The following is a 14530-nucleotide window of genomic DNA, read 5'->3' as shown; positions in this document are numbered from 1 at the left end:
TTTTTTATGTTTCTGTGATTAATTTTTAGAATCTAAACTGAAGATTTAGGAAATAAGATCGTCCTTGTGTATACCAGTATTTTGGAGCGAAATTAGGATATCTGCTATTGTAGTCATTTTCGAAATCTACATTACCATTTGCACTTCTTATTTGTTCAAAACCACCGGTAATATATTTTCTGTTATCCAGGATATTATTCACTGAACCGGAGATCATAATATAATATTTGCCTGCAATCCAGGATTTTCCAATGTTTGCATTTACGAAGAATGATGAAGGAAGCTTTACCTGCTGCATGTATCGCTCTATTTTCGGATCATCAAGATTAATAAAAGGTGTGCTACTGTTATTGTTTTGAATGAATTCATCAGTTCTGAGAATCGCAGAGGGATCGAGATTATTATCATCAAGATAATTCCAGTTAGCTCCAAACCACCAATATTTAGGGGAGCTATATCTGAATCCTGCAGAGAAAGCTTTCTGGGCAGTTCCTCCAACTTTGAAATCTTTTATGTAGGCAGTTCCTAAGTTTGCATATGGAGCCGCCATTACATCTGAAGAAATATATACATCCGGATTGTTTGTATATTTAAATTCTCCCCAGCTTGCAACACCCTGTAATGAAAGAGTGGGTAATACTTTTATGTCAACCCCCAATTCTGCTCCCATGCTTCCCTTATTTACATTAGACATGGTCTGCGTAACAAATGCGCTGGCTGTTTTATCCTCTGTTCCTGTATCTGCTTCGGAAACATTAATCACTAAGCCGTCTGCAAAGAACCGCTGAACACTGGTGTCATTTTGTGTATTTACAAGATATCCTGTAGCTCTTAATTTCAGGAAAGGCGTTGAGATCACATAACTTAAATCATTTGCGATGACAACAGAACTTTTAATATTTGGGACAGTATAATTGTTTACTCTTGGGTTGATAAAGATATCTTCTAAGAAAGGCGCCTGAGAAAAATAAGCTCCATTGTAGACAAAAAAGTTTCTCCCATTAAGCCTGTAAATAGCCTGTCCTTTTATACCATAATTCCAATAATCATAATCCTGACTTTTTCCGAAAGAATTGTTCTGGTAAAGATAATTTTTAAAAAGACCTTCTCTGTTTGATGCAGAATAACCTAAAAGACCACTAACGAATATATCAAATTGTCCGGATGATAATTTTACTCCGGGATTTACCTTTACATCCTGTCTTTTAAGGATATAATCGTAGTTGATCTTATCGCCTACATGTTTCGCCAATTGCGTATCATTCATATCATAAAATCCGGAAGATCCTGCTTTATTGGAATCCGCATATGGATCGATATTCAATGCAAAATCGGCCCCCAAAAGATCATTAACCTCTCTATAATATTCTGATTTGAAATTCTGATAAGAAACGTTTAATAAAAATTTTGTCTTATCGTTCAAATTATAAGTGTAATGCATTGCTGCATTTAAAATTTTATCATCACTTACATCATTGACTAAAAAATATTTAGCTCTTCTTCCCGTAAGACCGTATCTTGTTGACATTTCTGCCTGATCAACAACATCATTTGCCTGATTTGCTGCGTATAATGCGTTCCAGTTGATCTGAGTAAAGTCCTGATTATTATTGAGCCAATTATCATTCGCCGCCTGATATGCTTCGAATAATTTTTCGTAGTTAACAGCAGGTGTGTTATTATGATACTGACTATAGATAATACTGTTCAGATAATAACTAGGCAATTTTTTGTAGTAAGTCGGTGAAGGATTTTGTGCATTCTGCCAGTCTAATCTCGAACTTTTATCTTTTCCGAACTGGTAAGAGATTGTAGTCCACAAATTTGATTTACTGTTGATTTTCAGGAAATCCTGCAACTGAAAAATAGGCTGAAAACCTTTTTTTACCCGTTCACTTCTCTTTTCTCCATCCTGCCATCCCCAATAAGAATTGTAGTGTACGCCTCTGTAATCGTAAACTTCCTGAGTACTTGGACTTGATGTTGATCTTCTGTAAGGTGATGCAAAAGCATTAAAAGTAATGGTATGACTGTCATTGATTTTCTTTTCAATACCTAAATAAGTTCCATACGCATCATAAAAAGTTCCTTCCTGAATCCCTTCTTCCGCCCATCTTTTAGCACCCATAACCGTAAATGCCCAGCCTTTTCTGCTCATCCCCGAAGTATATCTCAGAGCTATTCTTTGGCGATAGTTCCTGTTGGTAACAGAATACGTAACCTGAAAGCCTTTTCTATACTCGCTGGCTTTCGTATTTTTATAAATGACCCCATTAGCACCACCAAAAGCATATTCAGAGGGAGAATGGTTGGCAGAAATTTCCGGATATCTAACAATTTCATTAAGCCCTCCCCAATTGGAAAAATCAACATTGCCATTATCTGATTTTACCATCGAAGCTCCGTTCAATATATTTTCAGAAGTCCTTCCGTCGATTCCTCTTGGCCGGAACCAGTAAAATCCCAAATCAAACGCAGAAATTCTGTTGAAAACATCCTGCGAAGACTGGAGTAAGCCCACAGTAGAAATCTGATTGTTGTTTTCATCATCATCTCCGCCCGTGTCGATAATTGCTAAACCCTGATCTGCAGCTGTAAGTGTAGAATAGAGGGTAATCACTCCAAGATCCTTCCGTTTCTCACTGTCTATCACATCAAACTCCATTATTTTTGTTTCGTAATTTGGTTTTGTGATTACAATTTGGTAGTGCCCTGGCATCAGATCAACAAACTGGAAGTATCCAATTTTGTCTGCTGTTACATCATTTTCATTCTCTTTAAGGTCTACCTCTGCCATTTCGACAGGTTTCCCATTATCATCCTTAACATACGCAAATACAGTACTCTGCGCAAAATAATATGAAGCTGGAAGTAGAGTAAATAAAGAGACTAATGATAATTTTTTCATCATGAGTAATTTATTTAAATATTTTTTCTTCTTAGTTTTCGGGCTTAAAAGTTTAGGGCCACAAATTTAAATAAATTTTACACTTTATCATAAAAATAGTCATATTTTTTATTAATATTGCAATAAATTAAATTATATACATAATTTAAAATCAAATTAAACACAATTAATTTAAGGATTAATTAAAATATCAATATTATAAATAATTAAATTTTAAGATTAAATGTTTATTAATGATAATTTAAAATAATGAAGAAATTTTTGAGTTTATTGGCCGTCATTTTTTCGGTCATGACATTCTCTCAACAGCACGGAACACTGAGAAAAGTTGCAACAGTAGGATTTTTGAATGTTGAAAATCTTTGGGACACAATTCGTTCAGCAGATTATATTGATGGAACAAAAGACATTAAAAATCCTGCATTTCACAGAAGTATTCCTTTAGATTCTATTAAATTTTTAGAAGCAGAAAAATATGATGGCATATGGAGTGACGGAGCATTAATCGGCAAAAAAGCAATAAGATACCAAAACGGATCTGATGATTTTACTCCGAAAAGTGCAAAAAACTACAATACGAAAGTTTATAAAACAAAGCTCGCCAACGAAGCAAAAGTCATTTCAGAAATGGGCGCTCAGTACACAAAAACGGCTCCGGCAGTAGTAGGACTCATTGAAGTTGAAAACAGGCAGGTAATCGAAGATCTCATTAAAGAACCTGCATTAAAGAAATATGACTACGGTATTATTCATTATAATTCTTACGATTACCGGGGAATTGATGTTGCGCTTATTTACCAGAAGAGAAGATTTACGCCCACCAACTCATTAAAAAAAGAACTTAAAATTTTCGGCGACAATGGAAAAAGGGAGTATACCAGAGATATTTTGGTAGTTACCGGTTTCCTTGATAATGAAAAAGTAGCATTTTTCATGAATCACTGGCCGTCCAGGAGAGGTGGTGAAGCGGTTTCACTTCCTAAAAGAAATGCTGCTGCAGCCTTATTGAAACAGCAAATGGACAGTGTACGAGCAGCAGATCCTGACACAAAGTTATTCGCAATGGGTGATTTTAACGACGATCCGGTAAGTTCAAGCTTAAAAAATTACCTTAAAGCCCAGCCAAATCCGAAGGAATTAAGCGAAACAACGCCTTATCTTAATTTAATGTATCCTTTGTACAAAAAGGGCGTAGCATCTTTGGCCTATCAGGATGCACCCAATTTATTTGATCAGATTATTGTTTCTAAAAACCTGATATCCGATCAGGTAACAAAAGAATATTCAGTATACAAAGCAGAAATTTTCGCTCCAGCTTATCTCATAAGCAAAGAAGGAAATTACAGAGGTTATCCCTTCAGATCCTGGAACGGCGATCAGTTTACAGGAGGATATAGTGACCACTTTCCGGCATTTGTAGTTCTTCAGAAAGAGCCATAAATTTAAGGCACTCATTTTGAGTATTTTTTGTATAACTTTATGTCTATGAAAAATTTAGTTGTAATATGTATCCTTTCTCTTCTATCATTTAACTGTTCGGCCCAGACTGATCATAAAAATGACAAAGAGAAATCAGAGATGAAGCCTTCGAAAAACGAAGATGGTGAATGGGATCTTACCGTAATTGATACACAATTCGATTATTTCCTGAATGCTGTTGCAAAGCCAATCAACCAGTATTCTGAATCTTATTTAAAGAGCAGAAATACTTTATTGGTTTCCGAATGGAATTCCTACTATACATCAGGAAGATACAGAAACATTATCGAATCTTCCATCGATTATGATCCCAAAGAAAAATACGGGTTAAAATTTGAATATAAACTGTATCAGGTTTTCGCCTATATAAACTGGAAATACGGTTTGAGAATGAATGGATTATCAGGAAGCGACACAACGCGATATTAAAAAAGGCTCAGAACAATTCTGAACCTTTTTCATTTTTATGAATAGTTTTAAATTATTTGTTGAATAATTCCTCAACTTTATCCCAGTTCACCACATCGAAAAATGCAGCTACATAGTCGGGTCTTCTGTTCTGGTAGTTCAGGTAATAAGCATGTTCCCAAACGTCAAGTCCTAGAACCGGGGTTCCTTTTACGTCTGCAACAGGCATTAAAGGATTATCCTGATTCGGTGTTGACGTTACGACAACAGAACCGTCACCATTTTTTACTAACCAAGCCCATCCTGAACCGAATCTTGTTTTTGCAGCATCAGAAAAATCAGTTTTGAATTTTTCGAAACCGCCGTACGCTTCAATAGCAGCTTTTACTTTTCCTACAGGCTCTTTGCTTCCTCCTGGGGTAAGGATTTCCCAGAATAAGGTATGATTAAAATGCCCTCCTCCGTTGTTTCTTACAGCTGGCTTATCAGTTCCTGTCTGGCATATTTCTTCAATACTTTTTCCTTCAAGATCAGTTCCTTTAATAGCATTGTTTAAGTTGTCGATATATGCCTGATGATGTTTTGTATGGTGGATTTCCATTGTTTTTGCATCAATAGTAGGCTCTAATGCATCGTACGCATATCCTAGTTTTGGTAATTCAAATGACATAATTTTATTTTTAATGTTATTAACCCAAATTTAACCATAAATAAGCCGATATTCAAAAAACAGGTATTACTTTAATAAATCTTTAACATTGATATATTGATTTAGAATGAATTAAATTTTAGCCCAGTAAACTTGAAGTATGAAGCTGAAAGTCCTAGCATACATAAAAACAAAAGCACGAACCGAGCGATCCGTGCTTTCTATTTAACAAAATAAATTAATTATTATTTATTCATCGACATCAGGAATTCTTCATTATTCAAAGTTCCTTTGATGTTTTTATCAACAAATTCCATTGCTTCAATAGGATTCATCTCAGAAAGATATTTTCTTAAAATCCACATTCTCTGTGAAGTAACCTCATCAAGAAGTAAATCATCTCTACGCGTGCTTGACGCAACAAGATCAATGGCTGGATAAATTCTTCTGTTGGCAATTTTCCTGTCAAGCTGAAGTTCCATATTTCCTGTTCCTTTGAATTCTTCAAAGATTACTTCATCCATTTTAGATCCTGTATCAATAAGCGCTGTTGCAATGATCGTTAAAGAACCGCCTCCTTCAATTTTTCTGGCTGCCCCAAAAAATCTTTTAGGCTTGTGAAGAGCATTAGCATCCACCCCTCCGGAAAGTACTTTTCCTGATGCCGGTGTTACCGTATTATAAGCTCTTGCTAATCTTGTGATAGAATCTAACAAAATTACAACATCATGCCCGCACTCTACCATTCTCTGAGCTTTTGCCAGCACTAGGTTGGCCACCTTTACGTGTTTCTCTGCCGCTTCATCAAAGGTCGATGCGATAACTTCCGCATTTACACTCCTTTCCATGTCGGTAACTTCTTCAGGACGCTCGTCGATCAGTAGTACCATCATATAAACTTCAGGATGATTGGCAGCAATAGAGTTCGCAATATCCTTCAGCAACATGGTTTTACCTGTTTTCGGCTGGGCAACGATCATCGCTCTCTGTCCTTTCCCGATCGGTGCGAATAAATCGACTACTCTTGTGGAGATTGTGGAACCTTTTCCTGCCAGATTAAATTTTTCTTGTGGGAAAAGCGGAGTTAAATATTCAAAGGCTACACGGTCTTTGATAAACGCCAGATCACGTCCGTTGACTTCAGTTGGTCTTAATAAAGAAAAATATTTTTCACCTTCTTTAGGTAATCTTACGATTCCTTTTACGGTATCCCCAGTCTTCAGACCGAAATTTCTGATCTGAGCCGTAGAAACATACACATCATCCGGCGAAGAAATATAACTGAAATCTGATGAGCGTAAAAAACCGTAATTATCCGGTAAAATCTCGAGAACACCTTCAATGCTAACCATTCCGTCGAAACTGAATTCTTTTTTCTGTTCCTGATAATCATCATTTTTCTCAGAATGCTGCTGTTGCTGCTTATTCTGATTCTGGTTTTGATTCTGGTGATTGTTTTTATTTTGGTTTCCGTTATTATGCGGATTGTTGTGTTGTCCTTTCTGAGGTCTGGCCTGATGATTTTGAGGGATATTTGGCCTTTCTTCTGCCGGAGCAGGTTCTTGAGATTCTGTGTTTTTTTGGGTTTCGGGTTTTTCCGGTTCAGTTTCTACCGTAGCAGTATTGGTTGCGGTGACCCTTTTCCTTTTTTTCTTTGCCGCAGATGTCGGATTTTCTTCTGCTGCGGCAGCCGGCTCGGCTTTTATTTCCTCCTGTTGAGGCTCTTCAGAAGGTTTTTCTTCTGTTTCTATCTTTTCTTCAGCCTTTGGTTGTTCTGCTTTTGCCTCCGCTTTGGGCTTAGCTGTCGTTTTCTTGGGAGCAGCTTTTCTGGCAGGTGCTTTTGCGGGTTTTTCCGCGGCTTTTTCTTCAGCAGTTATACTGCTTTCTGTGGTGTTGAAATATTCTTTCGCCACTTTTGGATTTGAAGCCTGAAAGTCAAGAATTGCAAAGATTTTGTCATTTTCAGTGCTGTTTCTTGCAACTTTAACGCCCAAATCCTTTAAGATTTTAGTCAGCTCCGTTACGGATTTTGACCTTAACGTTTCAATGTTAAACATATTTAATGTAAAAAATGTAATTAATTGTGAGTAAGAAAAGTAAGTCCGGTGACTTTTGTTTTCAAGTACATTTGTATAATGCAAATCTACACTTATTTTTGAATTGTGCAAAATTTATGTTATTTTTGCAGGGAATTTAATTGTAATGATACAAAGAATACAGACGATATGGACATTTCTGGCAGTTTTAGCTGCTGTATTTCTGTTCATTACAGGACAGGATGTTATCATTTCAGAAGGTATCCCTGTACTGGATATTGCTTGTGTGATCTTAGTTTTGACAGGATTATTGAGTGTATTCAGTTATAAAAACAGAAAAAGACAAATTTTGCTGAATAACATCAGCATCATTATAAACGTTTTGTTGGTTGGTGTATTGACGTACTGGTTACTAAAATTATCCGGAGGAATTCAATTTCCTGAGAAGGGTATTGAGCCAATATTTCCGTTGATTGCGATTATATGTTTGTTTATATCAAATATATACATCAAAAAAGATGAGAGGCTCGTAAAATCTGTAGACAGACTTCGATAACCTTACAACGATTTTTTGAGTGAGAACAGCTTCTTTTGGAGCTGTTTTTTATTTTAGTAAATTTTGATTAAAATCAATTTATACAATAGAATGCAACATTTCTGTTTAAACTACGACAGATTATCAATAAATAGTATTCCTATGAAAAAACTTACCTACCTTGCCTTTTCGCTGTTCTCAATTCTTACTTTCGCACAGGAAGTTTCAAAAGAAAGAATTCAGACCGTGCTTTCAACACTGGCATCAGATGAAATGAAAGGACGCGAAATCGGAACCGCAGAAAATGAAAATGCTGCCAATTACATCGCAAAGCTTTTTAAAGAAAACAATTTAGAATATTGTACAGGAAATTCTTATCTCGTTCCTTTTGAATACAAAGGAAAAACAGCATACAACGTTTGTGGTATCAAAAAAGGAAAAACCGATAAATTTTTAGGATTCTCAGGACATTTTGATCACATCGGAACCAGCAACAATCCGAAAGACAACATCTATAACGGCGCAGACGATGACGCAAGCGGAATTACAACACTTGTAGGAATTGCAGATTATTTTAAAAATAAAAAACCTGAATTTTCGATGGTATTCATGGCGTTCAACGGTGAAGAAAAAGGAATGCTCGGATCAAGAGCTATTTCTACTGATAAAAGTCTGGATAAAATTTACAATAATATGACAGCACTTTTCAACTTCGAGATGGTAGCTACAGAATCTGCTTTTGGGAAAAATGCTCTTTTTATGACGGGTGATCAGTTTTCAGATCTTGATGAGCTGTTCAACAAGAATGCAGCAAACGGATTAAAAATCAATCCCGATCCCTATGCGGCTCAACAACTGTTTTACCGCTCTGATAATGTAAGCTTTGTAAAAAAGAAAATCATTGCCCACTCTTTTTCAACTGTTGATATGACAAAAGCAACGCATTATCACAATGAAAGCGATGATGTAAAAATTGTAGATTTTGACAACCTCACGCAAATCGTTAATAATTTCGGAAAAACACTTGAGAAGCTATCTCCTTCCAATTTTAATCCGCAATACAACGATACTGTTAAGTTTTAATCAGATACGACCACCGGGAAACTGGTGGTTTTTTATTTTCCGGAAGCTAAACTTTGTAACAAAAGCTCAGAAAATGAAACATATTAGATAAAGTATAAGGCTATTAAAAAACGTCTTATCATTTAAATTATGTAATTTTGCTATCCAATTTTTTTCATTGAATGAATCAATATATTAAAATACTCAAGTTCGCAAGACCTCATCAAAAATACATCTACGGAAGTTTATTCTTCAACCTGATGTATTCTGTATTTCAGATTGCTTCCTTAGGGACCATTCTGCCGGTTTTGGGAATGCTTTTCGGAACGATTGAAGCTAAAAAATACAGCACGCCACCGGTATATTCAGGAGAAATCCTGGATTTTTTCTCTTATGCAAAAGAATACGCCAATTATTATGTCCAAAGCCTGGTAACAGAATATGGTGCCCTTACCGTTTTGGCGTGGCTATGTGTAATAACAGCTTTTATGTTTCTGTTAAGGAACCTTTTCAGATATCTCGGATCTTTTTTGCTGATCAATTACCGTGTGGGTGTTACCAAAGACCTTCGTGGAGCGATGTACAGAAAAATACTTTCTCTGCCTGTAGCATTTTTTACAGAAAGCAGAAAAGGAGATCTCATGTCGCGTATGTCTAATGATGTAGGCGAAGTTGAAGGAAACATCCTGGGAAGCCTGGTGGAACTTATCAATGCGCCTTTCATGCTGATCAGTACGTTGATAACATTGTTTTTCTTAAGTACGGAAATGACGCTTTTCTCGCTTCTGGTGTTACCAGTAATGGGAACGATGATTGCCCTGATCGGGAAAAGCCTTAAAAAAGATTCTCATAAAGCTCAGAACGAAATGGGAAATATTTTCTCCGTTGTAGACGAAACTCTGAAATCCACGAAAGTGATCAAGATATTCAGTGCTGAAAAAATAATGGACAACCGCTTTATGCAGTCGATGCAACGATGGATCAACAGCTCCATAAGCCTGGGAAGAAAAAAAGAACTGGCTTCCCCGATGAGCGAATTCTTAGGCTCCGTGACCTTCTTAATCATTGCCTGGTACGGAGGAAAACAAATTATTGTAGACCAGAGTATCTCTCCTGCTGATTTCCTTGTGTTTTTAGGAATTTTCTTCCAGATTTTACCTCCTGTAAAGAGTTTATCTCAATCCATTTCAAATGTTCAGAAAGGAGAAGCATCTTTGGAAAGAGTACTGGAAATCCTGGACGCCGATGTGAAAATTGACGAAGTTCCGAATCCGGTAAGTATTTCAACCCTTGACAACTCAATAGAATTTAATAATATCGGCTTTTATTACGATAAAGACCATACGATTCTTAAGAACTTCTCACTGAGCATTCCAAAAGGAAAGACAGTGGCCCTTGTGGGACAAAGTGGAAGTGGAAAAACAACCATAGCCAACCTTTTAGCAAGATTTTATGATGTTTCCGAAGGTGAAATCCTGATCGACGGACAAAATATTAAAAATTTAAACCTAAAAGAATACCGCAAACTATTGGGAATGGTTACCCAGGAATCCGTTTTATTCAACGATACGGTGTATAATAACATTTTGATGGGTAAACCTGATGCAACGCGTGAAGAAGTAATTGCAGCCGCAAAAATAGCGAACGCCGATTCATTTATTTCACAGCTTCCGGAAGGGTATGATTCCAATATCGGAGATGATGGTGGAAAACTGTCAGGAGGACAGAAGCAAAGAGTTTCTATTGCAAGAGCGGTCTTGAAAAACCCTCCGATCATGATTTTGGATGAAGCAACATCTGCATTGGATACCGAATCTGAAAGATTTGTGCAGGATGCCCTTGAAAAAATGATGGAAAACAGAACTTCCCTGGTTATCGCTCACCGTCTTTCTACCATTCAAAAGGCCGACTGGATCGTTGTGATGGAAAAAGGAAATATCATGGAACAGGGAACGCATCACGAACTTATTGCCAAAAGAGGTGTTTACCATAAGCTTGTTGAGCTTCAGAATTTTGATTAAATTTTAATTTATTAAATAAACCATCAAGAGTATTTCTATAAAGAAGTACTCTTTTTTATGATGTTTTAAACTTTAGTTAATCATATTTCAACGCCTTGTCCAATTCAATAACATTATTGTTGTCCCTGATATTTTTCTGCATGCTTTCTGTCATTTTCTTCATGCTTATTTCTATCTTTTCACCCTTTTCATTTGCATTTACATATCCAATATTGCGTGATTTCACTTCTGCATAAGGATCTTTATAAAAATCAGATTCAAGTTTTCTCAATATTTCCCATGTGATTTCTTTTTTGGGTTTAAGAGGAGAAACATGAACTGATTTATTTTCAACTTTTACTAATGAAAAATTGAAATCAGAACGATCATCAGAAATTTTAATGATTAAACCGGGTAATCCATGAAAAATGTAAGGCCCATCCTGCAATGGAATTTCCTGTGTAAACCAAGCTGTCCAAATTCTTCCTCCATACAATAGCTCAGCTTTTTGACAATTAAAATTACCTATTTTTAATTTATCACTGCTGACTTTCCAATTAAGATCAGCTATCGGAACTGAATAAATATCACTAAAAATAGGTGTCGATATAATTTTGTATACTTTATTTTCTGTTAATGTTTTTTGAGTATGATACTGATGATTATAATTCATTTTAAATCCTAAGCCAAAACCAGTTTTTTGAATCAGCGAATCGGAACTTCTTTCATGCTGTGACCGAAAAATAGATTCTTTACCATATATGTCTAGATAGAAAAGCTCGTCCTTATAATATTGCCTGCTGGTACCTGGTTTATATTTCAACTCATACATGAAGGACGTGCTTTGTGAAAATATGGTAGAGAATGCAAAGAGCAAGTAAAAAATTAAACCTATGTTTTTCATCCTTTAATATAAACGTGAGATATTATCAATATTGGCCCGCATAAAATTAATTATATTTTTTTACAAACATTTAAGCAAACACTTGTCGCAACTCCGTCATTATTATACAAGTGTGTGAAAGCTCAAAACTTTGACTAAACTTTAATTTATTAAATAACTTTTCTTTACAAAAAGCTGTCTTTTTTGACTGCATTAAAAACGTCTCGATGTTTCATTAAAAACGTTTCGACATTTTACCAAAAACGTTTCGACGTTTTACCAAAAAGGTTTCGACGTTTTAGACAAAAGGTCCCGACGTTTTCCTGAAGACGTCGGGACATTTTATCAACAATCTTAAAATAAGAGGAATATAATCAATTATACACCTCTTTATCAGTTCTTTATTTCTTTATTATTTTATGTTTAAACTGAATTCCACCTTCAAGGATAATATCCAGCATGTATACTCCAGCCGGATAGGCTGAAAGATCAACTTTAAAGTCTCTCACTTCATTCAATTTTCTTCCTTCTGCAGAGTACACTGTAATACTTCTTGTCTTTTTATCTGAACGGATATTTACAAAGTCTGCCGTTGGATTCGGAAAAACAGATACATCCACCGTTGAAACATCTTTCACAGACAGTTGCTGGCTGGTGCTCTGCATGTACATTGAAAGAACGATTCTTCCGTCCTGTCCGTAAAACACGGCACTCGGTACCTCATATTTAATTGTATGATTTCCTGCCGATAAAGAAGCAGCTGTAAAGCTTCTGATAGGTACAGCATCACCCGGACACCAGTTGTTCCAGGAAGCCCACCATGATGTAGAATGAACAGATGTTCCGTAGATACCATTTCCCTGGGTGTTATAAACCCTAAAAGGCTCACAAGAAATTCCTCCCGGTGTGAAAGTCAGCACCTGATTATTATCCAGTGATACAAAATTCTGTCTTCTCACATATTCTTCTCCGTTGGTATTCGCTCCATGAGGAGTGGAAACAATGAAAAATTTAGCGTCAGTTGCGCTTTGTGTAAGATTAAAATTAACCAGCCTTACCGTTTGCCCCGCCTGATCTGTATTGTTGTAATTATTTAATTCATTAGAATCTAAAAGCGGAAGAAGGTTATTATAAGTTGTGTTGACCGAAGAGTCATTATAAGTAACAAAGTCAAGTGTTCCGGCGAATACATCATTTCTTCCTGCACATCCGCTAACCTGTGTATTTGCTGCATACGGCACCCCGAAAACATCCAGCTCTATCCAGATATCATACGCTGCGCGAATAGCAGTATTGCTGAAAACAGAATAAAGATTATCTACCTGGTAGCTATAAGGAACTTCTGTAGGAGATATATTTTTATTCATGAAGGGGGTGATATATCTTCCGATTTCTATTCTTTTTACACCGGTGTCATTTAATGTATAGGATGCCTGCCCCTTCGGAACCAATGCCAGGTGAACACCTCCAATCCTGTCGTAATTATCGCAGAGCGCCCCGATCGTTACATTCATCTGGATCTTATTCTGAAACGAATTCAGTTCGGTATCGTTCAGCTTTCTGGTATATCTGTAATTTGCTAATCTGATCGTGTTGGCAGGAACCGGCTCGGAAACATTGGCTGCATACCCGTCATAGAAAACTATTTGAGAAAATACATTCAGTGTTGTTTGGGCTGCGGTTTTGCAAAACCCTGTGAAGATCATTAAATAAAGTAAAGATTTTTTCATGAAGATTAAAGTTAATTCATCAAAAATACAACTTTAACCACCACTACATACCACAAAGTATCTAATAAGTATCAAAATAATGACAATAATATCAATATTGATACAGATTTCTCAATAACTTTTGAGTGTAAATAAAAAAAAGCCGTTCTTTTAAGAAACGGCCTCGCTATATTTTAATAACATTTTAGTCTTTCATTTTCGCGATCACATCAAGTCCTCCTTTTGTAATATCGCCGATCTTACAGATAATTTCTGTATCAAGAGGAAGAAAAACGTCCATTCTTGAACCGAATTTAATAAATCCGAATTCATGTCCAGCTTTCGCTTCATCTCCTTCATTACAATAGAAGACAATTCTTCTGGCGACATATCCCGCAATCTGACGGAAAACAACTTTATGATTTGTTAAACTTTCCACAGCAACGGTAGTCCTTTCGTTCTCGGTAGAAGATTTCTCATGCCATGCGACAAGATATTTTCCGGGATGATATTTTTTGTAAATAACTTTTCCGGATACCGGATATCTGCAGATATGAACATTCAACGGTGACATGAAGATAGAAACCTGAATCGCTTTACCTTTGATAAATTCATCTTCTTCCACTTCTTTGATCATCACCACTTTTCCGTCAACCGGAGCAATTACATTCTCCCTGTGCTCAAGAATATCACGATTTGGCACCCGGAAGAACCAAAATACAAGACTGTAAACGACCAGCAAAGGCAGAATGATCACCAGTGACCACATTTCAAGAAAATAAATGGCCAATGCACTTAGAATGATGAATAATAAGGATGCAACGGTGATTGTTCCTTTCGATTCTCTGTGTAATTTCATGA

The 14530-nt window shown here is 36.3% G+C and carries 11 protein-coding genes; 5 read left to right on the top strand and 6 right to left on the bottom strand.

All coding sequences use genetic code 11. From position 1 onward, the window contains the following. Positions 1 to 25 precede the first annotated feature (25 nt). Positions 26 to 2911, bottom strand: a complete 2886-nt coding sequence (locus AC3WV0_RS10705) for a carboxypeptidase regulatory-like domain-containing protein (protein WP_488846068.1) — start codon at positions 2909 to 2911, stop codon at positions 26 to 28. A gap of 246 nt (positions 2912 to 3157) precedes the next feature. Between AC3WV0_RS10705 and AC3WV0_RS10700 the strand changes: the two genes are divergently transcribed. Next, complete coding sequence (locus AC3WV0_RS10700) at positions 3158 to 4348, top strand: endonuclease/exonuclease/phosphatase family protein (protein ID WP_488846067.1); 1191 nt, start codon at positions 3158 to 3160, stop codon at positions 4346 to 4348. Between the two features lie 45 nt (positions 4349 to 4393). Further along, positions 4394 to 4816: a DUF6146 family protein gene (locus AC3WV0_RS10695; RefSeq protein WP_488846066.1), complete on the top strand. Its 423-nt coding sequence runs from the start codon at positions 4394 to 4396 to the stop codon at positions 4814 to 4816. A gap of 52 nt (positions 4817 to 4868) precedes the next feature. Here the strand turns inward: AC3WV0_RS10695 and AC3WV0_RS10690 are convergent, their stop codons facing one another. Continuing rightward, positions 4869 to 5465: a superoxide dismutase gene (locus AC3WV0_RS10690; RefSeq protein ID WP_488846065.1), complete on the bottom strand. Its 597-nt coding sequence runs from the start codon at positions 5463 to 5465 to the stop codon at positions 4869 to 4871. A gap of 224 nt (positions 5466 to 5689) precedes the next feature. Beyond that, positions 5690 to 7501: a transcription termination factor Rho gene (rho, locus tag AC3WV0_RS10685; RefSeq protein ID WP_488846064.1), complete on the bottom strand. Its 1812-nt coding sequence runs from the start codon at positions 7499 to 7501 to the stop codon at positions 5690 to 5692. 145 nt (positions 7502 to 7646) lie between these two features. Here rho and AC3WV0_RS10680 point away from each other — a divergent pair, with 145 nt between their 5' ends. The 3 genes from AC3WV0_RS10680 to AC3WV0_RS10670 all read left to right on the top strand — a co-directional run bounded on the left by AC3WV0_RS10680 (position 7647) and on the right by AC3WV0_RS10670 (position 11098). Beyond that, positions 7647 to 8036, top strand: a complete 390-nt coding sequence (locus AC3WV0_RS10680; RefSeq protein ID WP_488846063.1) for a DUF4293 family protein — start codon at positions 7647 to 7649, stop codon at positions 8034 to 8036. A 141-nt stretch (positions 8037 to 8177) separates the two neighbouring features. Further along, positions 8178 to 9098, top strand: coding sequence for a M28 family peptidase (locus tag AC3WV0_RS10675; protein ID WP_488846062.1), 921 nt, complete (start codon positions 8178 to 8180; stop codon positions 9096 to 9098). Positions 9099 to 9259: 161 nt separating this feature from the next. Further along, positions 9260 to 11098: an ABC transporter ATP-binding protein gene (locus AC3WV0_RS10670; protein ID WP_488846061.1), complete on the top strand. Its 1839-nt coding sequence runs from the start codon at positions 9260 to 9262 to the stop codon at positions 11096 to 11098. A gap of 76 nt (positions 11099 to 11174) precedes the next feature. Here AC3WV0_RS10670 and AC3WV0_RS10665 read toward each other — a convergent pair whose 3' ends face one another. The 3 genes from AC3WV0_RS10665 to AC3WV0_RS10655 form a co-directional block, all read right to left on the bottom strand. Next, positions 11175 to 11909, bottom strand: a complete 735-nt coding sequence (locus AC3WV0_RS10665; RefSeq protein ID WP_488846060.1) for a GLPGLI family protein — start codon at positions 11907 to 11909, stop codon at positions 11175 to 11177. Between the two features lie 452 nt (positions 11910 to 12361). Next, on the bottom strand, positions 12362 to 13690 hold the full coding sequence (locus tag AC3WV0_RS10660) for a peptide-N-glycosidase F-related protein (RefSeq protein WP_488846059.1): 1329 nt from the start codon (positions 13688 to 13690) through the stop codon (positions 12362 to 12364). A 184-nt stretch (positions 13691 to 13874) separates the two neighbouring features. Continuing rightward, positions 13875 to 14528, bottom strand: a complete 654-nt coding sequence (locus AC3WV0_RS10655) for a phosphatidylserine decarboxylase family protein (RefSeq protein ID WP_090000004.1) — start codon at positions 14526 to 14528, stop codon at positions 13875 to 13877. Between the last annotated feature and the right edge of the window lie 2 nt (positions 14529 to 14530).

Source organism: Chryseobacterium sp. 27AL (assembly GCF_057815395.1).
The sequence above is the reverse complement of the archived record's forward strand: the minus strand, read 5'-3'. Positions and strand labels throughout refer to the sequence as shown.